Consider the following 23,672-nt stretch of genomic DNA (forward strand, 5'->3'; position numbering starts at 1 on the left):
CGACAAGGTAGGGCAAAGCGCATGGACGAAGGCACGAAGGAAGACATGAAGGAAGGCACGAAGGAAGCAGGGCTCATGGACGGCGGGCAGGCGATCGCGCTCGACGAGGTCACCGTGCGCTACGCGGCGCGCGACGAACCATCGTTGCGTGGCTTCTCGTTCGAGGTGTCGGAGGGAGAGTGCGTACTGCTCACCGGCGGCAGCGGGTGCGGCAAGTCGACCGTGATGCGGCTGCTCAACGGCCTCATCCCACACGTCCATGACGCCGAAGTGTCGGGCGGCGTCCGGGTGCTGGGACACAGTCCCGCGGATCGGCCCCTGTGGGAGACGGGCCGCATGGTGTCGACCGTGTTCCAGAACCCACGAACCCAGTTCTTCTGTACCGAACCGCTTTCCGAGATGGCATTCGGCGGTGAGAACGCGGGCGAGGCACCGGCCGGCCTCCGCGCCCGGGTGGCGCGGGTCGCAGACCGGGAAGGCGTCGCACACCTCGCCCACCACAGCATGTTCACTCTGTCCGGTGGAGAGAAACAGCGCGTGGCGCTGGCGTCGGCGGTCTGCGACCAGCCACGGATCTATCTCCTCGACGAGCCGACGGCCAATCTGGACGATGAGGCGGTGCAAGTGCTGCGGTCCACCCTGACGCGGCTGCGTGCATCGGGCGCGACGATCGTGATCGCCGAACACCGGCTGCACTACCTGCGGGGACTGGTCGACCGCGTCGTACGGATGGACGCCGGCCGGACCGCGCAGACCTGTTCCGCAGCGGACTTCTGGAACATCCCGGGCCAGACGCGCCGCGGACTGGGACTGCGCAGCCTGCATCCCCCAGCGGCGGCAAAGACCCCCAGGACCGCGGCCGATGAGCACACCGGGCTGGCGTGCGACCACCCGCGATTCGGCACACTCCTCTTCCCACGCGGCAAGGTGACCGCACTGGTCGGACGGAACGGCGTCGGGAAGACGCACACCGCGCGCATCCTCACCGGACTCGAAAAGACGCCGGCCCATGTCACCCTCGACGGCCGGCCCCTGACACGACGGCAGCGGACCCGCCGCGCCTTCCTGGCCGCGCAGGACGTCAACCGACAGCTGTTCGGACCGTCCGTGCGCGAGGAACTGACCCTGGGACGGCAGGACATCGCGCCATCCGCCGTCGACGACGCGCTGCGCCGCTTGGAGATCGGCCATCTCGCGGACCGGCACCCGCTGTCCCTCTCCGGCGGCCAGCAGCAACGGGTGGCCATCGCCTCCGCGCTCGTCGAGGGCCGTGAGGTCTACATCTTCGACGAACCGTCCTCCGGGCTCGACTACCGGGCCATGCAATCGGTCTCCGGGGCGCTGACAGAACTCGCCGCCATGGGCAAGATCCTGATCCTGATCACCCATGACCAGGAACTCGCCGACGAATGCGCCCACGCCGTGGTGTCCCTGCCCGCCCCCGCTACCTGAAGAATCAAAGGCAATGCCGTAACTCTGTCGGCGGTCTTTCGAGGGGTGCTGGCCGCACTGAACTTGCTGATACTGGTGGGGTATTGACGGTAGTCCGTGGTGTGTGAGGTATGCGGACGGGGGCGGGTTGACCCCGGTGGCACGCCGACGCCGCGAGGCGGTTCGGATGCAGGCCGCGGAACCATTCGCCCTGGGCGTCAAGCCGCCGTACCTCGCTCATCGACCCCACCGGCGCCACCACCCACTACGGCTACGACGAGACCGGCAACCCGGCCTCCGACACCGACCCCTTCGGCCACGCCACCCGGATCGGCCGCAACCCGGCCGGTCTGCCCGTCGCGGTCACCGACCGGGCCGGAGCCACCAGCCGCTACGACCGGCCCGATTGCGGCGGCGGCAACATGGGGCCGATGCCGATGCCGATGCCGATGCCGATGCCGATGCCGATGCCGATGACGATGCCGATGCCGACGGCGTCGACGCCGCGGTGTGGGTTGCGGAGGGCTCCACGGCCGGCCCGACCGCACATCAACCCCCGTCTGCCCCCGTCTACCGACGTCTACCGACGAGTCTCAACGAACCCCCGGTAGCCCGTTCGTGTGCACTTCGCCGGCGCCACTAGCGTCCGATTCCCCCCGTCTGGCCTACTTCTTTGTAGCACTGGGCAGTTGCGAGTGGAGATCTGCTAATGCGTCCACGGTTGCGCGATGATGTGCGGTATGTGCAGAGCCCGGACGGCGTCTTCCTCCAGGGTGACGGCGGGCGCTGCATCATCAAAGGCCAGAACGCCTACGAATGGCTATCCAGACTGGCTCCGTACCTGACGGGCGAGCACGAGCTGGAGGACCTTGTCGGCGGGCTACAGCCGGACAAGCGCGGGGTGGTCGAGGAACTGGTGCGCACGCTCTCGGAGCACCGACTGCTGGTCGATGCCCGGCAGGACGAGCCGCACTCCCTGAACGCCGAGGAGCAGCAGACCTATGCCGCCGAGATCGCGTTCATCCGGTACGCGACCGACTCGGCCGAGCGGCGCTTCCAACGCCTGCGTGAGGCCCGGATCGTGCTGCGCGGCTCCGGTGCCGTGTTGAGCGCACTACTGGAGGCCGGGCTCCGCTCCGGATGGCGTGAGGTCCAAGTGCTCGCTCCCGAGGGCGAGTTAGCGGACCTGCGGCAGACTGCCGAGCGGGCGCGCCGGGACGGTGCGCAGGAGGTGCGCTGCGGGGTGCCGGGCGAGCCCGGGCAAACCGCCGATGTGGCACTGCACATCGGGTTCTCGCCTGCCGATCTGATGGCGGCGTCAGAAGACTGCGGCACGGCCACGGGCCAGGTGCTGCTCGGGAGTTCGGAGGTCTGGCTGACTCCTGTGGGCCGCCCGGAGGTGGTCGAGGCCAGGTCCTGCTGGCAGCGCCTGACCGCTCAGCGCTTCGTGGATCCTGAGCCCGCCGCGGATGTCGACTGGCTGACCGGCCCGACACCGGCCATCGTTGCGGCCCATGTGGTGCTGTCCTGTTTCTCGTACCTGACCGGGCTGGACGCTCTACCCCGACCCGAGGAGAGCCCGCGGCCTCCTGCGCTCACCCGGATCGACCTGCGCACGCTCGCCACCCGCACGCACCCTGTCCGCCCCCTCAGGCCCAGACCGGCCGACGATCCGCAGCGGCTCCCCCAGCTGGCCGCCGGTGCCGTCCTCGCCCGTGATCAACTCCTGGAGCAGGCCGGCTCGTTCATCGATGCGTGGACCGGCGTACTGGGCAGCATCGACGAACAGGAGCTGACCCAGGTGCCGCTGTCGGTCTGCCGGGCGACGCTGTCCGACCCGCTGGGCCTGCTGCCTGCCTGGTCCCCGGCGCCGAGCGTCATGGGGTGGGGGCGGGACCGCTCCACCGCGTGGCTTCGCTCGTTGCTGGCCGCGCTGACCACGTACGGAACGCTGACCGTTGCCGAGGGCAGCGCCTGGGGGCTCGACCTGCTCTCCGGTCAGCCGCGAGCCGTGCCCGCGCCGCGCGCCGACACCCGGGTGCCGTACCGGGCCGCCGTCGGGGCAGCTGCCGGGCTGTCCTGGAGCGACGCGGTTGCCGCGGGGCTGCGCGCCCACTGCGAATCGCTGCTCGCCGAACGGGCGGGCGCCGAGCCGCTCGATGCGGGCGCCCTGGTGCGCGAGGTCGACGATGAACCGGCCCGGCAGTTGCTGCGGTTGCTGGAGGCGGCTGGGCAGTCGGTGGAGATCACGGACCTCGGTGGCGTCCTGGGCATCCCCGGGTACGGGTGCCGGTCCGGCGGCCGTGCCATGGTGACGACCTGCGCCGCGAGTGCCGCCGAGGCGGTACGCGACGGCTTGGAACGGACCCTGCTCGCCTGGCAAACCCGTACCGAGGGCCAAGGGCTCGGTGAACCGTTGGTGTGCCGCTGGCCGGTCGGGCTCACCGATCCGCAGCCCGGCTCTCCCCTCGATGATCCCCGCTGCCGCACACTGGCCGAGGCGTTGCGACGGACCGGGCGCACGCCGGTCGCCGTGCCACTGGGCGGGGATGGGCAGGTGGCCGAACTCCTGCCGTATGTCGTTCAGGTGGTCCTCTGCGATGACTGAACTGCTGGAGCGCCGGGCCTCGTTGACAACCGTTGCCGCACCGTCCATCGGCCTGGTCGGATCGGGGCTGCTGCACGCCGCCCTCGCCGCCGCCCTCGGCGAGCGCTGCCGGCTCGTCGAGCCGGACGCTTCGGCCGGTTGCGCGGCCGTCGCGGTGCTCGGCGACGCCGACGACACCTCCGCCTACCCTGCCGTGCGGCGAGCCGGGGCCGAGCACGCGACTGCCTGGCTTCCGGTGCGGGTCGATGGGCCGTGGGTGTTGATCGGCCCGGCCGTGCGGCCCGGCGCTCCGGGCTGCCCGACCTGCGCCGAGCGCCGCCGCAGCGCCAACCGGCCCGACGGGAAGGCCCGGGAGCTGTTGCGCACCGAGCACAGCGCAACGCTCGCCGGCCGCCCGAGCGCCCTTGTGACGCCGCTGATCGCGCACACTGTCGCCACCGTGGTGGCCGACGAACTCGACCGGCTGCTGCACGATCCGTCCACCGCGCGCACCAACGGCGCCTTGCTGCGGCTCTGCCTGACCAGCTCTGCGGTCAGCCGGCACCCCTTGCTGCCCGACCCGCTGTGCCCGGACTGCGGCCACCTGCCCCCGGATACGGCCGATGCCGCAGTGATCCGCGCGCACCGCCTGCCCAAGCTCCGCCCGAACACCTTCCGCACCGGCCAACTCATCGACCGCGAGGAGGAGTTGAGGCGGCTCTACGTGGACGCCGAGACCGGGGTCATCGCGTCGATCGACAGCAGCTCGGCACACGGCAGCCCCACTGCGGTGGCCCGGCTGAGCCCGGCCCGTGCCGCCCACGACAGCAACCACGGCTACGGCCGCACGCGCGACTTCCGCTCCGCTCGGCTGACGGCGCTGACCGAGGCCCTGGAGCGCATGACCGGACCGCATCCGCGCGGTCGGCGCATCACCGTCCGGGCCGCGTACGCCGACATCGCGGATCAGGCCCTCGACCCGCGCACGCTCGGCCTGTACCCGGATGACTGGTACGACCAGCCCGGCTTCCGCTTCGCCCGGTTCGACGCGGGCTGCGAGACATCCTGGGTCTGGGGGTACTCCTTCAGCCGCGCCGTGCCCATGCTCGTTCCCGCCACCTACGCCTACTACGGCCACCGGCCCAAGACCGACCCCGGATCCACCTACGAGTGCTCCAACGGCTGTGCACTGGGCTCCAGTTTGCAGGAGGCGATTCTGTACGGCCTGCTGGAGATCGCCGAGCGAGACGCATTCCTGATGACGTGGTACGCCCGGCTTCCCGCCCCCCGGCTCGATCTGGCCTCGGCACACGATCCGCGCATCCCGCTCGCGGTCGAGCTGCTGCGCCAGCAGCACGGTTACCAGGCGCTCGCCTTCGCGACGACCGTGGAACAGCGTGTCCCCGCGTTCTGGCTGATGGCGGTCGACCCCGACAGCGGGCCGGATCGTCCCCGGCTCTACTGCGCGGCCGCCGCCCACCTCCAACCCGAACGTGCCCTGCTCGGCGCCCTGCACGAGCTCGTTTCGGGCGTGGCCTCGCTGACGGGACGCTATGACGCCCGGCGCGCCGAGGACCTGCTCCGCACGCCCGACCTGGTCCGGGAGATGGACGACCACGCGCTGCTGTACGGCCTTCCGGCCGCACAGCCACGCCTGGCCTTCCTCCCCACCGACGGTCCGGCACGCCCACTGTCCGACTTCGCCGGCCTTTGGTCCTGGCCGCAGTACCACGACCTCTCGGACGACCTCGGCGAGCTGGTCAGCCGCTACCTCGCCTGCGGGCTGGACGTCATCGCCGTCGACACCACCTCGCCCGAGCAGCGGGTGGGCGGCTTCGCCTCCGCCAAGGTGATCGTGCCAGGCACCCTGTCGATGACCTTCGGCCACCGCTACCGGCGCAGCCACGGGCTGCCGCGGCTGTCCACCGTGCCCCGCCTGCTCGGGTACCGGGACACCGACCTTCCGCCCGAGGACATCAACCCGTTCCCGCACCCGTTCCCGTGACCTGGAAGTTTCCATGACCGAGACCACCGCGGTCGGGGATGCCACCCACCGCTATCTGCAAGCCCTGCGGGATCGCCCATCCAGGCCGATCGACTGGTCCGCTGCGCCGCCGACCTACCAGCGCTACCCGACGGAGGGCCGGATCGTCCTGCCCTGGCGGTCGTCCGAACCGACCGGCCGGCTGCTGCGGGACCTGCTGGGCCTCACCCGCGCCTACTGGGTCCACCCCACAGACCAGGCCGGGCAGCCGACCGTTGGGCCACCCGAGGTCCGCCTCGGGCGGCCGGCCCCCTCCGGCGGCGCTCTCTACCCGATCGAGGCATACCTCGCGACCGCCGGTCCCACCGCCGGCCTGTATCACTACGACGCCGCCCATCACTGTCTTGACCAGGTCCGCCCCGGCGACCACCGTGCCGCGCTCACCGGACTGCTGGCCCAACGGCCGGTGCGGTTACCGGAACTCCTGCTGGTGCTGTCGGCCGTCTTCTGGCGCAACGGCTTCAAGTACGGCGACTTCGCCTACCGCCTGCACTGCCAGGAGACCGGGGTCCTGACCGCCCAGGCCCTGGCCCTGGCCGAGGCACTCGACCGCGCGTTGACCGTCCACCTCCGATTCGCCCAGCGGAAGACCGAAGGCTTGCTCGGCCTGGACGGCGTCGGCGAAGGCGCGCTCGCGATCCTCGCCCTCGCGCCACCCCACAACCGGCATGACACACCCTCGGAACTCCCCTCCTATACCGACCTGCTGGCCCGCCCCGCCGCCCAAGCGGTGCCGCAACCGACACCGGTCAGCAAGCTGCTCCCGCACCTGACCGCTCTGCACCGAGCCGCCGGCAAGCCGACGGGCACGCCGGCCACCGTTCGCTCACCCGCCCGGCCGCCGCAGGTCAGGCAACCCCCGGTGTCGCTACCGAAGCCACAACCCCGCCAACTCTCCGAAGGGGTAGCACATCGCGCCTCGCCACCCAACGGCTTCCTCCCGGCGCACACACACCTCGTCACCCTCGCCACCGTGCTGGCCGCCGCGACTGCCGGCTATCCCGGCGACCTCCCGGGCACCCACCGCACGCCGGCCACCGTCACCCCTTACCTCCTCATCCGACGGGTGGCCGGTATCCCACCAGGCGCCTACTGGTACGACGCCGGCACACACGCACTGTTCCGCACCGGCGACGCCGACGCCCCGGGCCTGGTGGCACGCGGACCGCTCCAGCCGAACACCCGACCCGCACTCGGCGAGTGCGCGGCGGTGCTGATCCCGGCGGGAGACCCGCTCGCAGGCGTCGACGCCTTCGGGGACCGCTGGTACCGGGTGCAGCAGATCGAAGCCGGGCTCCTCATGCACCGTGCCACGCTCGCCGCAACGGCCCACGGCCTCACCGCGCGCATCCACTCCGATGGGACCAACGACACCACCGACGCCGCCCTCGGCCTCGCCGGAACGCGGCAACGCAGCCTCTCCTTCCTCACATTGGGCAAACCCAGGCCCGGTTGCCTGCGCGACGCAGGCTCAGCCACGGCCTGACACCAGCTAGCCAAACCATCAGCACCCGCACGCATCCCGACCACGCGAACCACCGGGGGCAGCCACCAGTTCAAGCACATCCCGCAGACGAACCAGCCGACTCCCTGAATGGAGCCCACCCGACCGGGCGGGCTCAGACAACCCAGAAAGGAAACAGCACCATGAGTAACGCAGCAATCGCCCTCGACCTCAACGACCTGGCTGTGGAAAGCTTCCAGGTGATCCCGACCGACTCGCCCAACACGGGCGGACACGGCCTCACCGAACTCAACAAGGCGTTCCACTGCACCGAGTGCGCCTGCAACTGCCACTGCAACTGCAGCTGTAACTGCCACTGCAACTGCGCCTGTTCCTGCGGCGTCGCGCCGGACTCCACCGACAAGGCGTAGTCACCGTGCACAGCCGGGACGCGGCACCGCCGCGTCCCGGCCGAGCGGCTGTCAACCCAGAGCGACGGTAGCGGGGTTGGTGCAAGCCGAGAGGACGCTGCCGCCGAAGGCGGGCGCGCGGAGGTGCTCGACGAGTCCGGCCGCCATCGCCTCGCCGCCGTGTCCCCTCAGCACGGTTGGTTGGTCGCGCAGCGTTGCCTGCCCGGCCATGCCTGATGAGGGCACGGGAGCGCCAACGCCGCCCCGTCCAGGTCGACTTACCTTGCATCGCGAAACACCCCTATAGCGTCGTGCACCACACCGCCGAGACCACGCCCTTCTGGCGGGAGAGCATCGACTGGACCCGGGCGGCGCTGGACGGCCACGGCAGCGAGCAGATCGACAGCCCGGAACGCAGGCGCCTGCGCATCTCGCTCGCCATGCAGCACGAGCTGGAGGCCGAATGGAAGTCGGGAGGAATGCGCCAGGCATTTCTCCGCTTCGAGAAGCGGGGAGCGTAACGCTCACCACCGCGGTGCGGCGGGCCAAAACGGCAACGCGGCGCGGCGGGCCAAGACGGCAACCAACCGGACACATCACGCCCGACCATGGGTCGGGCGCGTCGTCCGAAGTCGACGGCGGGGAAGCGCTTTTGAAGCGCTACGGGTAGTCGGGGCCACGTAGCGGCGCGGGCGCGCCCGGCCCTTGGAAAGCGGGCTGAGCGCGGCCGCACCGGGCGAGCGGAACAGGACTCGTGAACACGTCAGGCGGCCTCGGCCTCCGCGTGGATGGGCGACGCTCACCCCGCCGAGGACGAGTCGCCGTGGTGCGGCTGTGGAGGTCCTTCGAGGGTTATCGGGTCCTGAAGCGGCGGAAGAGGTTCCGGGCCACGTACACGCCCGGACCGCCGAAGCCGACGATGTCGACGCGTCCGTCACCGGTGATGTCGGCGAGGAAGCGGGGGTGGCGGTCGACCCGCCAGCCGCCTGCGTCCTCGTTGTACCCGAAGCCGCGGCACACCAACTGGGCCTGTTCGAACCGGCCGTCGCCGCGGCTGTGCGACACCCAGACCCCCTCGTCGCCGAAGCCGACGATGTCCGGGTTGCCGCCGCCGGTGACGTCGGCGAGGAGGCGGAGATGCTTCCCGCCTGTCCACCCCTGGGCGTGCCCGAAGTCGTTCAGGACGAGCTTCGAGGGCTCGAACGTGCCGTCGCCGCGCCCGCGTGAGACGACGACGCCCTGCGGGCCGAACCCGACGATGTCCAGTGCTCCGTCACCGGTGGTCCTGAGCAGGAACCGGGGGTGCTCCTCGACCGAGCTCCACCCCTGGTCGACCCCGAAGTCATCGAGGCTGTGCAGAGGGGCGGCGAACTTTCCTTCCTCGTCTTGGAGTGATACCCAGACGCCGTTGTCGTGGCAGCCGATGATGTCGAGCCTGCCGTTGCCGTTGGTGTCGGCGAGGTAGCGGGGGGGCTTGTCGGCAAGCCACCCGCCGGCCTGCTTGCCGTGTCCGAACGCCTTGAGGACCGGCTCGCGGCCCGCGGGCGTGAACTTCCCGCCCTCGTCCTGAGTGGACACCCGGACACCGTCGGCGGCCAGGACGACGACGTCGGGCTTGCCGTCGCCCGTCATGTCCGCGAGGGTCCACAGGTCCGCGGGGCTCGGGGAGGACGGTTGGTACAGGACGCGCTCGTCGCCGAACGTGCCGTCGCCTCTGCCGGCCGACGTCACGGCCCCCTTCGCGGGTTTGATTCCTACGATGTCCTTTCGCCCTGTTCCCGTGGTGTCGGCGAGGAACCGGTCACCGGGCCCGGCCCACCATCCCGGTTGCCCGCTGCGGAATGGGGTATCCCCTGCTCCGGCGGAGCCGAGAGATTGGGGAAGGTTGGCCCCCTCCCTCTTCCACCCGCCGGCGCCCTGGTCGCTGCCGAACTGCCCAAGGACCAGCAGCATGTCGCTGAAGGAGGGCGTCGCGTCGGGTGTCGGCCGCAGCGCGGCCGAGCGGACCAGCCGCCAGGACCGGCGGCCGTTCCAGTGGTCCAGTGCTGCCCAGCGGAGCACGGGGTCGCTGGTGCGCTCGGGCTCGGCCGTGACGAACCGCCACCGCTGGCTCTCCGCGCTGTCGTCGTGCTCGCGCAGGACGACCCGGATGTCGTCCGCGCCGGGGTCGGCGAGGTCGAGAACGGCGCCATTGGTCGTGTCCTTGATGACGTAGAGGCCCGCTCCGCCCTCGACGGGGACGATGCGCCACTGCTGGCTCTTCTTGCCGGCGGAGGCGTTCAACTGGCGGACGCCTTGGTCCGCGGTGGTGGTGTTGTCGAGCACCTTGCCGTAGGCGTTGCGGATCACATATGCCTGGTCGCTTTGTGCTTGCCCGCCTTGCGCGGACTGCACGGGGGTGAGCTGCCACTGCTCCGGGCTCGGGCCGCCATCGGGGACGTCGCGGACGACGAGCGCCCCGTCCGCGTTCCGCGCGGCTTTGGCGTCGAGGGTCTTCCCCGTGGCGGCGTTGACGATCTCCAGCTTCAGTTCTTCCGTGGGCACAGACATCGTGGTGCCTCTTCCAGGCGTGCGGGCGTTGGCTGTGGGCGGGTGTGGCGCGGTGCTGGCCACGGATCACGTGAAGACGTGGTGGTACGGGACGCTCCACTCATTGGGCAGCCGTGGGTAGAACGTGTTGATGACCGTCCCGGTGAAGTCCCCGCCCCAGTTGTAGGTGAGCCGCACCTCGTTGCTGCCGCCCTCCTCCACCTTGTAGGCCTTGAACCCGAGGATGGCGTCGGGGTGGGTGATCGGCACGAAGGTGATCCCGCCCCACGGCGTCACCGTGACGACCCAGAGCTGGGTGTCCTCGGGCGCGCCGTTCTTCCCGCGCCACTTCTCGCCCACCTTGTCGGGGAGGCCGACCTGGACGGTGTCGGCGGGGTTGCTCTTGGGGGCGTCCTGGTGGACGGTGATGCGCCTGCGCTTCGGCTTCGGCGCACCGTCGTCGCCGCGGCCGGCGTCGGCTTCGCCTGCGGGCTTGGGCGACACCTGGCCCGCGGCGCTCTCGATGAAGTACAGCGGTCGCTGCCCGAAGAAGCCCGCGGGGGTGATGTACCAGAGGTGGCCCTGCGCTTCCTTGGTGTCCGGGTCGAGCGCGGTGGCCAGCTTGACCCCCTTGTCGTGGACGTCCGCCTTCAGGTCGGCGGGCTGCAGGAAGCCGCCGTTGAAGGCGTGGACGAGCATGACCGGTCGATTCTCGACCAGCGCTGCCACGATGGCGTTGTCGTAGCTGTTCACCGCTACCGGGCCGCCGACCACCAAATTCGCCATCGTCGTGCGTTCTTGGGTGTACATCGCGGAAACCTCACCTGTTCTGGATGTGGAGAACGAACCATCGGGCGCTCAATGCCGCGGCCTGTTCGCGCGGAATTACCGCAGGCTCAACCGCCCTCGATCGAGAAATACTCGGGAAACGAATGGACGACCGAAGCGCATACCGTCATCCACGGCAATATTCGAGGCCACAGCGGTCGCAGGAAGGACTATCGAAAAGTCATCGACCGAGCGATCGGAAGTGCCCCAAGCTACTGCCAAATCCGCCGAGTTGAGTGGCCACCGAACCTCAGCCACTCGATGGAACGTGATGAGGGGGCCTCGCCCCTACCTCTGGGAACCCTAAACCTCTGGGAACCCTAATCTTTGGGGAAACGGGACGGCTTCTCGGCGGTCGTCTTGGACGCCTGTGGTGTCTCGGCCTTGGGGGATTCGGAAACCTCGGGGGGATTGGCGTAATCGCTCTTCTTCGGCTTGGACTTCAGGTCCTCGTCTTTCTGAAGGTCGCTGTGCTCCGTGACCGTCGGACTCGATGCCTGCATGCGGGCGTCCGCGGCCGTGGACACCGAGCTGGGATCGTTGGCGTACTGGGCCTGCGCACTGGCCGCCGCCTGGGTGGTCTGGATGAAGGAGCCGAGGAAGCCCAGGACGACCCGCGCTTCGGGCGATGTCTCCTGTACGACCTTCGCGCGGGAATTGGCCCCGTGGATCGAGCTGTTGAACAGGCTCGCGCTCGTGTCGTCGTACGTGTCGTCGTCGGCGTCCTCGAAGTCGACGCCCGCCCCCGGCTGCGGTTTGACGCCGTCGCCGGTCACTGAGAAGAGCCCCGCGCCTTTACTTGCGAAGCCGAAGATGTTGTCGAACACCATGGTCGTCACCCCTGGTCGTCGTGGCGGCACCGCCCGCCCGGTCAAGGCTGCTTGTGCAGCGTTCGTTCGTTGTCGATCAGGCTCTCGCCGTCGAACATCGTGTGGTGGACCTCCAGGGCGGAGACGACCTCGGCCAGCCCCTTCATGCGGAAGCCACCGCCCGCCAGGTCGAGGTCGGCGATGTCCCGGGCGACCACGTGGTCGAGGCCGGGGTAGTCCCCGGGCTGCGGGGGAGACAGGACCGCCACCGGCACGTCGTACTTCACCGCGACCAACCCGGAGAAGGTCACCGGGATCTCGTAGGAGTACTGCTTGCGGGTACGCCGCTGGGTGACCATGGTCTCCACGCGCGAGCCCGGCGGGACCTCGCCGGAGATCTGTGATTTCGAGTTCCAGCTGGTGGTCAGGGAGCCGCCGACGGAGGCTGTGATGCCCAGCATCAACTGGGCGTTGAGCGTCGCGGTGCCGGTGGCGGTGCCCGTGGTCGTGAACTGCACCGAGTCCGTCACCGAGGTCGTTGCGGTGTTCGTCGCCGCGTTCCTCATGGCCATCTCGGTGGCGTTTGCGTTGTCCACCCCGGTGTTTTGCGGGCTGTTCTTGTTGGTCACCGTGTTCGTGTTCCTGTTCGCCACCTCGTTCTGGAGCTGCGACTGAAGCTGCTTCTGGAGGTCCATCCGGAGGGTGTTCTGCAGCTGCAGCTGGAGCTGCGCGCTGACGCTGCCGCCGAAGGTGAGCTGGGCCTGCCCCTGGAGCGACCACGTGACCCCGTTCGACACGGTGAAATCGACCGAGTCGGTAAAGGTCATCTTGGAGTTCTGGCTGCGGTTGACGTACGCGCGCGAGGAGAACGTGTCGGGCGGGGGCTGGCTGATGTTGCCCCGCTCCTCGATCAGCGGCTCCCCGAGGTTCATGTAGGCGAGCCAGCCCCGTTCGTACGCGGAGCCGGGAAAAGCACCGAAGCGCGACTTGTTCACGGAGAACCCGACGGGCTTGTGGCGCACACCGTAGTCGTCGACATAGACCAGGTTGGGGTGGTCCAGGATCGACTGCCAGGTCTGCTCGATGTTGAGTTCCCGCAGGTTCTTCTTCGTCAGCGGCTGACGCTTGGACAGTTCCAGGTTGTACGCGTTGGAAGGCATTCACCGTCCTGACTGATGTGGTCGAACCGCGCTCGGTGACATGACAACAGGCACCTGCGCGCGTTCCGACGATCGAAGTTGTTACGGGCTCCACTGCCTGGGAAGGCGTTTCCGTGGATCCCTCGTGCGTCACACGGGGAGCAGCTGCCACTGCCCGTCCCGAGGGTCGCCCTCCGCCCCGTACCGCTCAAATCGCCGTGCGGGCAGGGGAGTCGACCCTCAGGAGCAGCCCACTGTTCCGGTCCGCGATCTCGTACGGGACAGCGAGAGACTGGCGGATCTCGGCCCGTCCTTGGTGGACTCACGCACGACCGCCGTCCGCAACCTGCTTTGGACGTTGGCCCAGGAGACGACCGTGCCCGATGCGGGCAGCCCGACCGGCCTCGCCGACACGACCTTCCGAACCCGCTGGTCCATGCGGTCGGCGACGTAGCGGGTGTCGACGCGGTCCACAGCGAGCCCGTACGAGTGGCTCGGCTGGGCCGAAGCGGCCGGGCCGTCGTCACCACCGCAGCCCGCGGTGCCCGTACCGGCGACCGTGCTTGACCCGGTCCCCGCGACCGTTCTGATCGGACTGGTCGGAGGAGCGGAGTGCTCGTCACCTGCGGTTGCCGCGTGGGCAGTGCTCATCGCCGTCCCTTCAGCATTCATCCGACCGCCGACTACAAACAGCATTGGAGAGACTCCAGAAAGTCACAAGGGTGTCTGGGTCGGCAAGGACACTTCCTGGCCATCGTCGTGGAGCACGGTGACGAGACACCGAACCGCATTGGCGCGGACGAGCCGCTGCGCGAGGCGCCGCCCGGCACGTACCTCTACGAGTGCGAAACGTCGGGCGCGCAGTGCGAGTCGGCCCGATGAACCACGAGGCCTCCAGGTGCGTCGACTTCGGCCGCTGGGCGGCCGGCACCTGGACGACGAAGACCCCCGGCATCCGGTTCGCGATCGGCCACATCTACAGCCGCAACGATTGGCCGTATGACATCGGTGGGCCCGCCCTCACCTTCGGTCGCCGCACCTGGGCCGTGTTCGCTCTGTGCTGCGCCGAGTACAAGGCCCGGAAGGTGGACCCGTGGGCGAAGGAGAACCAGGCGCATCAGCCGCTGGTGCCGTCGCGCCGCGGTCTGGCGCGGTTGGCGTGGTGGCGGTGAGGCGCCTGTTCGGAGCTGACCGGGGTCTTCCGCTCCAGCGTTGTGGTGGAGCGGCGCTGATCGACGCCCAGCAGGATCGGCGGGCGGCGGCCCCATCCCTGTTGTCAGGACAGCCGCGTACCCGGGCTGAGGAGGCTCGTCGCCGGATGACGGCGTCCGTTTTCGGGTTGGACTTCCAGCAGGATGATCCCGTCGGAGCCCGTTGCCCAACTCGGTCCGCAGACGACGGCGACGCCGCCGTCGGTGTGCCGGACCACGTGCCCGGGGGTGCCGCGATAGGCGCGGGAGGGGCGTGTGGCGCGTTTGACGAAGAGCTTGGTGCCGGCGTGTCTGCACCAGGCGTTGACGAAGGGGTCGCTGTGTGCGCGGACGATGTCGAGGAGGCGTTCGGTCGGCTGGGACCAGTCGATGCGGGTGTCCGCTTCGGTGATGCGGTGGTAGAACGAAGCTCCCTCGGTGGACTGCGGCTGCGGTTCGACGCCGGCCGCGGCGCGGTCCAGTGCGGTGAGTACGGCTCCGGGGTAGGCGTCGAGCAGTCGGCGGTAGACGGTGGTGGCGGTGTCCTCGGCACCGATGGGCACCTTGACTTGCCAGAGGATCGGCCCGGTGTCCAGTTCGGCCGCCATCACATGTACCGTCAGCCCGATCTCGCTCTCTCCGTTGCGGATCGCCCAGTTCACCGAGCCGAAACCGGCGTAGGAGGGCAACAGGGCGTCATGGACGTTGAGCGATAGCAGCGTGGGGATCGCCAGCGTGGACTCGGGCACCACGGTTCGCCAGTTGGCCGAGAGCAGGACTTCGGGTCGCGCGTCGCGCAGTGTGGCCACGACATGGGGATCGTCTGCGTGGCGCGCTTCGACGAGCGGTAGGGCGAGCTCGGCGGCCCGACGCACGACGTGGGTCTCCTGGAGGCCGCCGAAGCGCGCGGGGTGTGTGACGACCACACTCACCTCGTGCTTACCGGCGATTCCGGCAAGCACGGTGTCGCCGATCTCTCCGTATCCGAGGAACGCGATCTTCATGGGGCATTCCCTCCGGGAGGCTGGTTCTCGGGTGTGTAGAGCCTGGCGGCGGAGTCGGTTCTGGCCTGCTGCCGGGCGGGGGTGGTGTAGGCGAAGTTGAGGACCGTGCGGCGCAACCCCGGACGGTTCAGCGGTGTGACTCGGTGGGCGGTGGTGTCGCTGCGCAGCAGATACGCATCACCGGGGCAGTGGTGCGCGCAGCGCACCGCGCGGGTCCCCCAGGCATGCAGGTCGGTCGTGTGACGGACGTACTCCAGCAGTCCATCGCCCTCGCGATCGAGCGGGGCCTCGACGAACAGCACCAGCGCGAGCGGATAGTCGTCGGTGTGCGCGCCATGGGTGTCGCCCTCGCGGTGGAGAATGTTGAGCACGTAGCGCTCAACCGGATCACGCACGGGGACGGTCGGCAGCTGTGCGATGCGGCCGATCAGTCCGATCAACTCGGCATCGCCGTAGAGCCGGGGGATCAGTGCGGACTCTGCGGCGATGATCTGTCCGCCGAGGATGGTCATGCGGCGGGGGGAGTCGGCCATGCTCTCCATGGCGAAGTCCCGGCGGATGGCGAGCTTCTCCAGCCGCCGTGTCTCGTCGTGCAGGGCCCGGAGGAGATCCGGCCGTATGAGCCCGGGCAGAGGCAGGTAGCCGTCGGCCGCGAAGCGGCCGCGCAGGGCCGGTGTGTAGGTGGGTAGGCACAGCATCGGGCACGGCATACCCTGCTCGGCGAGGCGCCAAGCCGGTCAATGCCACGGCGACGGAAGCCCCGAGGCTCACGCGGGGGTCGGCGCGCTGCCGCGGTGGCGGACCACAGCATCAACAGCTGGCACGGATGGTCCACCACTCGATGCCCGTTCTTCTCAGGCCGTCGTGGCCCTCGGGCTGCGTGACATGTCACCGCCGGGCACCGGCTCGGAGGCGTCGGCACCGAGGGCCACAATCCGGTTGTCCGTACCGACATGTACGACCTTCGGCCGCAGCGTACGGGCCTCCGCGTCGTCCACCTGCGCGTAGCTGATCAGGATGACCAGATCACCGGGATGAACCAGGTGCGCGGCGGCTCCGTTGATACCGACGACGTCCGAGTCCCGCTCGCCACGGGGCCGACCGTGCCCACCCGGCACCCGAGCGTAGGAGTCGGCCCCGGATGCTGCGCCACGGGGGAAGGGCAGCGGCCGGGGCCGGTGCGGTGAACTCCAGCGTCCACGGCGAGGTGGTCAGCAACCGGTGCGAGACCCCGGTCCGCAGCCGTGCGCACGCCGAGGAGATCGCCGCGGAGAACGACGATGAGCTCTTCCGCGAGGGCGAGGAGTGGGACAGCGTCCCGGAAGGAGGCTGGAGACTGGGCTGGAGCCCTCCAGGCGATGAGCCCCTCGCGCAGGGCCACGAGGGGCGGGGGATCAGCGGGAGCTACGCGATTCGCGGCGGCGTGGCCGCAGCCGGCGGTAGCGCGTGTGCCTGCTGTTCGAGGCCGGGCGGTCCGCAGAGGCGGGAGCGTGCGGGGACTTCCCGACTGCCCCGCCGTGCAGCATCAGCAGCGTGCCGGTGGCGAAGACCACCAGGAACAGCGTGATCGATCCGATGGCCATCAGCACGGCAGGGGCGTGCAGGAACTCGTTGGCCAGGGCGAGGACCACGGCCGGCACGCTGCTTCCCGCGGACAGCAGCAGCATGGCGATGCCGATCGCGGACGGCGACATGGATTGGGCCTCGTCGGTGGAGACTTCCATTTTGGCGGGGCCGAGTTCCCACTTGAAGGTCAGTCCGGTGCTTTCCTTGAGCACGGCCGCGTCCGCGCGGTTGCTGGGTTCTTCCACGCTGAGGTCGAGATCCCTGGTGGCCATCTCTGGTCCTTCTCCCCTCAGCTGTCCTCCGTCTCCTAAACCGCTCACACCCCGACGCTAGCGATCAGCTGCGATGTGCATCAACTTTACTTTTCCTTCCCTTACGTGACTGTTACTCAGTTCCGACGCGGTGGTGACGGCATCGGGCGGTGTTCATCCGCGAAGCATGTCTTGTGCATGCATGATGCGCGTAGTGTCCATACGATTGCTTGACAGCGTATGTACGATCGGGCATCTTGGATGCTGTAGGGGTCTGGTCAGGTCAGGCCGCGGACGGATCGGACGAAGGGGAAGCCGTCACATGTCCACCTCGCACAAGGGAGCCGCTGCCCAGGAGTGGCAGAGCGCCGGCCCGACGCGTATCACCGTCAACCTCGCCCCCAAGGCGGCCATGGCACTGGACCAGGCCGTCAAGCTCACCGGCGACACCAAGACCGACACCATCAACCGGGCTCTACAGATCTACGCCTATCTGGAGAAGGTCACGCAAGACGGCGGCACCCTCTACACCAGGTCACCCGACAGCGACGAACTCGAACGCCTCTACTTCGTCTGACCAATGGAGCAGTAGCCCCACGAGGGCCTGTCCATCATCAGACAGTGCCTGAAGCGGCCGTTGACGGCCTGTTCCCTCTGACCGGGAGTTGCCCCACGGGCGCCAGCGCACTGCCACCACGCCACCCCATCCCGCTTCCGACCGGCCCGACGGCCATCGTCGCCGCCGCCGACCCACAGCGCCGGCACGGGCAGTCGTCCCGTGTCCTCGTCCTCAATCCCTGAGGCGGGCGGCACAGTCGGGCCCGTTTCGCCGGGCCGGCTGCTGATCGGCGACATTCGCCGTGTGTGACGCAGGCGAAGCGAGCCCCGGACCGACCGGTCCGGGGCTCGCTTGTATCTGCCGTATCTGCGAGGACAGGCTTTCATCCGTCGGGGTGGACTGTTTTCCGCGAGTGAGAGTGGGAGCATGTCCGCGCCTGGCAGGCTGCGGACGCGGCTCGCGCCGAAGCCGCGTCCGCGCGGCACGAGGGCGACGGCCCAGCCGTGCCGGTGGCCCCGATTGTGCTGCCCGTGCCCCGCCCGGCCGCCGTCACCCCGGCTCGGAGCCGGCCGCGTTTCCCGGATGGGCACCCCCGACTCCGGTTCCGCCGACGGCCGTTCACCAAGCGGTACGCACCGGCTGCGAGGTGATGGTGAGTCAGCGCACGTGGACCGTACGGACCTCCGTGGTCCGCTCCCCGGTCGGGTGACCGCCGCGCGGGCCGTCGACACCGTAGAGAACACCGCGGAACTGGAGCACGCCGCGATGGGTGGCCTTGACCTTCACATCGACCTTGGCCACCCCACCGCCGTCGAACTCCACGATGCGGCCACACTTCACGGCGTGCCAGGCGCCGTGCGTCCCCACGCGGTCCTGCACGCACAACTTCCCGTATCGCAGCCCGTCGCTGTCGCCCTGCCCCTTGACGTGCACGCTCTGCCCGACCTTCACGGTGCCCGGTACCGCGCTGAGCGTGGCGCTCCCCTTGGCGAACGCCGGCGTGACCGCCAGCACGGCCGCGGCCACGCCCATGGCACCCACCGCGGCGATCCGCGCACCCTGCCGCCCGACTCTCCGGTTCGCGGCTCGCCCTGTTACGCGATGCGTCATCGCTGTCCTCCCGTTTGGTTGTCAACTGGTCGTCATCTGGTGGCACACCTCTCGGGACCGGGCGCGCACCGTCGTCCGTTTCGCTACCAACCTGATCCGAGGCGCTGCCGGACGGCTAATGACGCACTAACACACCGCTAATGCTGCGACCGCCCCATCATGGCCAATGCGATCAATTGCTCCAAAATCCAGATAAACCAGCCCGCAGTCCTCGTGGATATCTCGACTACCAGACGCACACGAGGTCGAACAGCAGTCGATTTGCCTCCGCGCCGGCATCCGAGTCTTGCACCAGCCGCTACCCTGCGGGCCAACTCGGCGCTCAGCGGCCAACTCAACCGCTCACGGGCCAACTCGAAAACGCGGTCGCAGTCGGGCCGAAGGCGAGGGCCGTCAGGGCCTCGTCCGGGATGTCAATGATCGGTGCTGTGTCACACGACCCGTCGGGCACGCCCTACCGTCAGGGCATCCGACCCGCGGGTTCCCGCCGAAATGCCTTCAGTTTTCGCGAACTCGCGGGGATCAACGGGGCCCCGGCAGTGCTCGCCGAGAATCCAGCGGAGAAGCAGCTCCTGGCCTGGCCCGTCGCTGTGGAGCCGGTGCATGCCGGTCGAGGTTCTGCGCGGCTACGGGATGTCCCGGGCGCAGACGCGTACGGACCAGCTGTGCCAGGCGGCGAAGTACCTGGGGTTGCGGCCAGTGAAGTCGCTGGAGCTGAAGGGCTGGACGGGTTCCTGCTGGCCCCCGCAATGGAGCACGACTCGCCGTTGCTGTTGTTCCGCCTGGGCCGTGTGCACCTGCGCTCGGCGAGGGTGATCCGGCCCGGTGTGGTCACGCCGCTGGAGAAGGTCGGCACCGCCCGTCTGGCCGACGAGCGGGAGACCCACGCCGTTCACTCATCTGCTGGCGCCGCCTGCAAACCGCATTGCGTTAGGAGCTCTTAGAAGTCGTCTCATTTGGTGAATCTGCGGTAGCAGATGAGGCTGCAGGCGATGGCGGTGAAGGCGAGAAAGTGTTCGGCTTTGCGCTCGTAGCGGCGGTGCAGGCGGCGGCAGCCGGCGAGCCATGACATCGTGCGCTCGATCGTCCAGCGGTGCCGACCCAGTCGGGTGGAGGACTCGATGCCCTTGCGGGCGATTCGGTGCCGGATACCTCGCCCGCGGAGCCATCGACGCAGGTCGTCGTAGTCGTATCCCTTGTCCGCGTGCAGCTTGGCGGGCCGTCGTCGGCGCGGTCCGCGGCGGGAGCGGATCGGCGGGATGCCCCGGACGAGCGGCTTGAGTGCCTGGCTGTCGTGCAGGTTCGCTCCGGAGATACCGATGGACAGGGGTAAACCGGTCCGTTCGGTGATCAAGTGGATCTTCGATCCCTTCTTGCCCCGGTCGACAGGATTCGGACCTGTCAGCTCCCCCCTTTCAGGGCCCGCATGTTCACCGAGTCGATGGCGCAGCGCGACCAGTCCAGGTCCCCGCGCGAACCCAGTTCGTCCAGGATGACGCGGTGGAGCTTGGCCCAGACCCGGGCGGCGGTCCACTCAGTGAAGCGCCGGTGCGCGGTCGGCCCCGACGGGCCGAAGACCGGCGGTAACTGCCGCCACGTGCAGCCCGTCGTGGCCACAAAGACGATCGCCGCGAGGACTTCACGGTCTCCGTATCGGCGCCGGCCCCCGCCCTGCGGCCGTGACGGAGTAGGCGGCACCACCCGCTGGAACAGGTCGTACAGCTCGTCCGGCACCAGGCGTTCCACGATCAGCACGAGCCCAGACTACCGACGAGGCCAAATGAGACGACGTCTTAGCACCGTGAGGTCTCTCATGTCCCAGTCTCCAGGTGCCCACGATCGAGGGGAAGCTTCCAGAGGCGGCCTGTCACTGAAAGCGGTACTGCCCTTAGCTGCGCAAGGTGGCACGCAGGCGCAAGCCGACAGTTGCGAGACCTCCGAAGGTCGTGACCTGATAGCCGGGTTGAGGTCCGGGCGGCTCGCTCAAGTGATAGCAGCGGGCGGTCTGCGCGGTCAGGAGCGTCAGCATCGCCATGGCCAGAGCGGCTCCCTCGCAGCCATGCGGCCCGGTACCGAAGGAGAGGAAGACCCCGGGTTTCGCCGGCGAGCCCGAATCATCGAGCCAGCGTTCGGGCCGGAACCGGTCCGGCTCGGAGTGTTCCCGTGCGTCGCGGTGGGCGGTGTAGGGGCAGACGAGAACGGTGGACCCGGCGTCGATGGAGTAGTCGGCCAGCTGGGTCTGTCGCGTGGCGCGCCGGACCAGTAGCCAGCTCGGAGGGTGCAGTCGGAGCACCTCGCGTACCAGTGCCTGGGTGTATTGCAGACTGTCGAGGTGGGTGCTGGTCGTCGCCGCCGGGTCCGTGGGAAGCAAGGCGGCTTCAGCCGCCACGCGGCCCGCTGCCTGGGGGTACCAGGCCAGGTGGAGCAGGATCCAACTGGCTGCCCGGGAAGGCGTCTCGAAGGTGGCGACGGTGATTCCAGGGAGTGTGTCGAGGATGGCCTCTTCCGTCAGTAGGCCGTAGCGGGAGGAGGGCTGGAGCATCTGTCCCAGCATGTCGTCACCGAGCCGGCCCGATGAACGGCGCCGGCGGACGATGGGCCGCAACGCGTTGGTGAAGGCGACTTGCTGCCGTGTGCGAAACCGCCGTGCCGGTGTGGGGACCCAGCGCGGCCATACCCAGCGCGAGGGGCGTTCGAGCACCTCCCGGGCCAGGAAGAGCTGTGAGGCAAAGGGCAGCAGGGTCGGAGCGTCTTCGGAGAAGACGTAGTGCACGCCGATCTCTGCCAGGGCGTTTCGGACCAGCGGCAGAACCTCGACGTCCTGGCCTGTGGGCCACTGGTCGGGAAATCGAGCGGCCCCGGGCGCAATCTCACCGATCCGGGCTGCAACCGCCTGCGGGCGTAGACCGCGCATGCGGGCGGCGTGGGCGTGCGCACGCTCCTCAGGCGTCGGTGCTCCGCTCGACCGCTTCAACGGCGGGAAGAGAGGCGGGGACGCCTGGCGGAATTCCTGCGCGCGGCGCAGAACTGCTTCACACGGCCCAGCCGTAGCGGCTATGTAGACACCGGGCTCCAGCTGCCAGACGTCCCCACACTCGTCAGCGCCACGGCGCGCCAGTGCCAGCCGGTCGCGGCTCCAGGCCGCGAAGCTGCCTTCGGGCAACCGCGGCGGCTCATTCCTCCGGCCCATGAGATCGTCCCCGACTCTCGTACCTGCCCAGGCCGATATCGTCGGCAGCGTGTCTGGGAGTAGTCGGCGGGAGCCCGAGGGTGCCCGCCGACAGTGCGGTCAGCCCCTGTCGTCGGCGTACGCGTCCCATCCGGCCCCGTACGCACCGTAGTGGCGGGTGAAGGACAGCTTGCGGAGCAGCTTGACGATCATGATGCACTCCTCTCGCCTGTCTGAGCCTTCCCGGCCGAAAGTTCAGCAAGGAAGTTCTCGACAGCGCTAAATGCCACGTATCCCATTTTGCCACATACGTCCACTTATGCCGCAAGCCGATGGGAGCGGTCGTGGATAACCGCCCGACTCGGTGTGGTGGTTACCGGACGTGCGCGGAGGGAGCGGCGGGTGGCCGAAACGGTCGGCGTACGCGTCTGTCCGGCGCCGTACCAGGTGATGAAGGCGCCGATGAACACCACTTCGGCGACCATGCACAGCATTGTTTTGAGTTGGGCGAAGGCGCGTTCGCCGGGGGCTCGGAGGCGGGCCTGGTCGCGGTTGAACTGCTTGTCATGGTCGGGTTGTTCGTGGTGGCGCTTTCAGGGTGTGCGGACGGTGGCGCCAGCGCCTTGGGATGAGGATCTGTCGGGTCACGCAGGCCTGGACGATGCCGTGTGCACGGGCTGCGGTCAGGCCGTGGGTGCGGCCGGGTGTGGCCGGGAGAACCACAGTGGGGTTCCGTCCGGTGTGGCGATGACCTGTACGTTCATGCCGTGCTGCCTGTGCTTCTGTGAGTAGTAGGGCTCATCCGCGGCGATCCGATAGGTGGGGATGGGGTGCCGTCAACGATGACGAAGTCGCCTTCACCCAGGCCGACCAGAGCTTCGTGGAGGCCCGGTGCCAGGAGGCGAGAAGGCCGAGGGTTTCGTCGACGCACCGCCAGGCTGTCGCCTCGACACTCCGAATCCTGCTCCGACCTGCGCGAGCGTCTCGTTCTTTCGTAGATGTGCGAGCACGAGCAGGGTCTGCTTGAAGCAACCCAGCCTCCGCCGGCGTGTGTTGATCTCGCGTCGGCGAGCGTAGATCAGCCAGGAGACGTGCTCGACGAGCTCGTGCGGAACGTCGAGCGTGGAAGAATACCCAACCAACAGGGCCCCTCGGACGCTGCGTGATGAGTGATGCCAGCACGCCAACGACGAGCGGCCCTGCCTCGTCGCCCCACCCCGCTGACCAGGCATTTCACCCTTCCAGAGGCAGGATGGAAGAGGTTCACCGAGCTTCTTCGGCGTTGTCTCTCCAGCGTGAGGACTGCCTGGATCATTGACGTGAGGCGGTTGGGGCTGATGCGGGGCTTGCGGAAGATCCGCCATCGCTTGAGTCGTGCAAAGGCGCGCTCGACTGGGCTCCGCAGCCGGGAGCGCGCGCGGTTGACGGCCTTCTGCTGGATGGTGAGTTCGCGTCCGCAGTGCCGTTTGAAGGGGGGCAGAAGGTAGTGCCGCCGACTCCTTCGTAGGCCTTGTCTGCCAGGACTGGGATCTTCAAGCGCTCACAGAAGGTGAGCGGTTTTGTGAACCCAGCACCACTGCGTGCGGGTCGCGGGGAACACCT

At 68.9% G+C, this 23,672-nt stretch carries 19 protein-coding genes and 4 pseudogenes; 9 read left to right on the forward strand and 14 right to left on the reverse strand.

Going from position 1 to position 23,672, the window contains the following annotated elements; translation table 11 throughout:
• Nucleotides 1-21 precede the first annotated feature (21 nt).
• Together RZ84_RS30935 and RZ84_RS41975 are read left to right on the forward strand one after the other, a co-directional pair.
• Complete coding sequence (locus RZ84_RS30935) at nucleotides 22-1,452, forward strand: ABC transporter ATP-binding protein (protein ID WP_107068195.1); 1,431 nt, start codon at nucleotides 22-24, stop codon at nucleotides 1,450-1,452.
• 218 nt (nucleotides 1,453-1,670) lie between these two features.
• A pseudogene (locus RZ84_RS41975) lies at nucleotides 1,671-1,768 on the forward strand (hypothetical protein); the annotation flags it as partial.
• Between the two features lie 54 nt (nucleotides 1,769-1,822).
• Here the strand turns inward: RZ84_RS41975 and RZ84_RS41980 are convergent.
• Nucleotides 1,823-1,981: a hypothetical protein gene (locus RZ84_RS41980; protein ID WP_157878964.1), complete on the reverse strand. Its 159-nt coding sequence runs from the start codon at nucleotides 1,979-1,981 to the stop codon at nucleotides 1,823-1,825.
• Nucleotides 1,982-2,140: 159 nt separating this feature from the next.
• Between RZ84_RS41980 and RZ84_RS30940 the strand changes: the two genes are divergently transcribed.
• The 5 genes from RZ84_RS30940 to RZ84_RS30960 all read left to right on the forward strand — a co-directional run bounded on the left by RZ84_RS30940 (nucleotide 2,141) and on the right by RZ84_RS30960 (nucleotide 8,437).
• Nucleotides 2,141-4,039 (forward strand): hypothetical protein, encoded by a 1,899-nt coding sequence (locus tag RZ84_RS30940; RefSeq protein ID WP_157878965.1) that lies wholly within the window; start codon nucleotides 2,141-2,143, stop codon nucleotides 4,037-4,039.
• Nucleotides 4,032-6,023: a TOMM precursor leader peptide-binding protein gene (locus RZ84_RS30945; RefSeq protein ID WP_052230275.1), complete on the forward strand. Its 1,992-nt coding sequence runs from the start codon at nucleotides 4,032-4,034 to the stop codon at nucleotides 6,021-6,023. The genes RZ84_RS30940 and RZ84_RS30945 overlap by 8 nt, the downstream gene beginning before the upstream one ends.
• A 13-nt stretch (nucleotides 6,024-6,036) precedes the next feature.
• Nucleotides 6,037-7,548 (forward strand): SagB family peptide dehydrogenase, encoded by a 1,512-nt coding sequence (locus RZ84_RS30950; protein WP_043267637.1) that lies wholly within the window; start codon nucleotides 6,037-6,039, stop codon nucleotides 7,546-7,548.
• A gap of 161 nt (nucleotides 7,549-7,709) precedes the next feature.
• The gene (locus RZ84_RS39335) at nucleotides 7,710-7,937 is read left to right on the forward strand and encodes a hypothetical protein (protein ID WP_157878966.1); all 228 of its coding nucleotides are present in this window, start codon (nucleotides 7,710-7,712) and stop codon (nucleotides 7,935-7,937) included.
• A gap of 290 nt (nucleotides 7,938-8,227) precedes the next feature.
• Complete coding sequence (locus RZ84_RS30960; RefSeq protein ID WP_043267641.1) at nucleotides 8,228-8,437, forward strand: hypothetical protein; 210 nt, start codon at nucleotides 8,228-8,230, stop codon at nucleotides 8,435-8,437.
• Nucleotides 8,438-8,768: 331 nt separating this feature from the next.
• On the opposite strand, the gene RZ84_RS30965 is transcribed toward RZ84_RS30960, so the two are convergent.
• From RZ84_RS30965 to RZ84_RS30980, 4 genes are all read right to left on the reverse strand, one after another.
• On the reverse strand, nucleotides 8,769-10,466 hold the full coding sequence (locus RZ84_RS30965; RefSeq protein WP_043267643.1) for an FG-GAP-like repeat-containing protein: 1,698 nt from the start codon (nucleotides 10,464-10,466) through the stop codon (nucleotides 8,769-8,771).
• Between the two features lie 66 nt (nucleotides 10,467-10,532).
• Nucleotides 10,533-11,255, reverse strand: coding sequence for a hypothetical protein (locus tag RZ84_RS30970; RefSeq protein ID WP_043267645.1), 723 nt, complete (start codon nucleotides 11,253-11,255; stop codon nucleotides 10,533-10,535).
• A gap of 338 nt (nucleotides 11,256-11,593) precedes the next feature.
• Nucleotides 11,594-12,103 carry a hypothetical protein gene (locus RZ84_RS30975; RefSeq protein ID WP_043267647.1) on the reverse strand — a complete coding sequence of 170 codons (510 nt, stop codon included), beginning with the start codon at nucleotides 12,101-12,103 and terminating at the stop codon, nucleotides 11,594-11,596.
• A gap of 41 nt (nucleotides 12,104-12,144) precedes the next feature.
• Entirely contained in the window at nucleotides 12,145-13,242 is a 1,098-nt protein-coding gene (locus RZ84_RS30980) for a hypothetical protein (protein WP_043267648.1), read from the reverse strand.
• 857 nt (nucleotides 13,243-14,099) lie between these two features.
• Here RZ84_RS30980 and RZ84_RS30985 point away from each other — a divergent pair.
• On the forward strand, nucleotides 14,100-14,393 hold the full coding sequence (locus RZ84_RS30985; RefSeq protein WP_043267650.1) for a hypothetical protein: 294 nt from the start codon (nucleotides 14,100-14,102) through the stop codon (nucleotides 14,391-14,393).
• Between the two features lie 104 nt (nucleotides 14,394-14,497).
• Here RZ84_RS30985 and RZ84_RS30990 read toward each other — a convergent pair whose 3' ends face one another.
• The 4 genes and pseudogenes from RZ84_RS30990 to RZ84_RS39340 form a co-directional block, all read right to left on the reverse strand.
• On the reverse strand, nucleotides 14,498-15,415 hold the full coding sequence (locus RZ84_RS30990) for a methionyl-tRNA formyltransferase (RefSeq protein WP_052230276.1): 918 nt from the start codon (nucleotides 15,413-15,415) through the stop codon (nucleotides 14,498-14,500).
• Entirely contained in the window at nucleotides 15,412-16,113 is a 702-nt protein-coding gene (locus tag RZ84_RS30995; RefSeq protein ID WP_052230593.1) for a HalD/BesD family halogenase, read from the reverse strand. Before RZ84_RS30995 ends, RZ84_RS30990 begins: the two co-directional genes overlap by 4 nt.
• A 156-nt stretch (nucleotides 16,114-16,269) precedes the next feature.
• Nucleotides 16,270-16,506 (reverse strand): annotated as a pseudogene (locus RZ84_RS31000) (aspartate 1-decarboxylase); the annotation flags it as partial.
• Nucleotides 16,507-16,809: 303 nt separating this feature from the next.
• Nucleotides 16,810-17,253 (reverse strand): hypothetical protein, encoded by a 444-nt coding sequence (locus RZ84_RS39340; protein ID WP_043267652.1) that lies wholly within the window; start codon nucleotides 17,251-17,253, stop codon nucleotides 16,810-16,812.
• 301 nt (nucleotides 17,254-17,554) lie between these two features.
• On the opposite strand from RZ84_RS39340, the gene RZ84_RS31010 reads away from it, so the two are divergent.
• Complete coding sequence (locus tag RZ84_RS31010; protein ID WP_107068197.1) at nucleotides 17,555-17,809, forward strand: hypothetical protein; 255 nt, start codon at nucleotides 17,555-17,557, stop codon at nucleotides 17,807-17,809.
• Nucleotides 17,810-18,448: 639 nt separating this feature from the next.
• On the opposite strand, the gene RZ84_RS31015 is transcribed toward RZ84_RS31010, so the two are convergent.
• The 5 genes and pseudogenes from RZ84_RS31015 to RZ84_RS42415 form a co-directional block, all read right to left on the reverse strand.
• On the reverse strand, nucleotides 18,449-18,901 hold the full coding sequence (locus tag RZ84_RS31015; RefSeq protein WP_043267654.1) for a hypothetical protein: 453 nt from the start codon (nucleotides 18,899-18,901) through the stop codon (nucleotides 18,449-18,451).
• 952 nt (nucleotides 18,902-19,853) lie between these two features.
• A protein-coding gene (locus tag RZ84_RS31025; protein ID WP_198540173.1) for an IS5 family transposase occupies nucleotides 19,854-20,650 on the reverse strand; the annotation gives its coding sequence in 2 pieces (ribosomal slippage) (nucleotides 19,854-20,317 and nucleotides 20,317-20,650; 798 coding nt in all).
• A 139-nt stretch (nucleotides 20,651-20,789) separates the two neighbouring features.
• On the reverse strand, nucleotides 20,790-21,815 hold the full coding sequence (locus RZ84_RS31035) for a cytochrome P450 (protein ID WP_241777946.1): 1,026 nt from the start codon (nucleotides 21,813-21,815) through the stop codon (nucleotides 20,790-20,792).
• Nucleotides 21,816-22,564: 749 nt separating this feature from the next.
• Nucleotides 22,565-23,257 (reverse strand): annotated as a pseudogene (locus RZ84_RS37400) (transposase family protein); the annotation flags it as partial.
• Nucleotides 23,149-23,565 (reverse strand): annotated as a pseudogene (locus tag RZ84_RS42415) (transposase family protein); the annotation flags it as partial. The pseudogenes RZ84_RS37400 and RZ84_RS42415, both read right to left, overlap by 109 nt.
• Between the last annotated feature and the right edge of the window lie 107 nt (nucleotides 23,566-23,672).

It is taken from the genome of Streptomyces sp. CT34, assembly GCF_000805335.1.
In the GTDB taxonomy this organism is placed as follows: Bacteria; Actinomycetota; Actinomycetes; order Streptomycetales; family Streptomycetaceae; genus Streptomyces.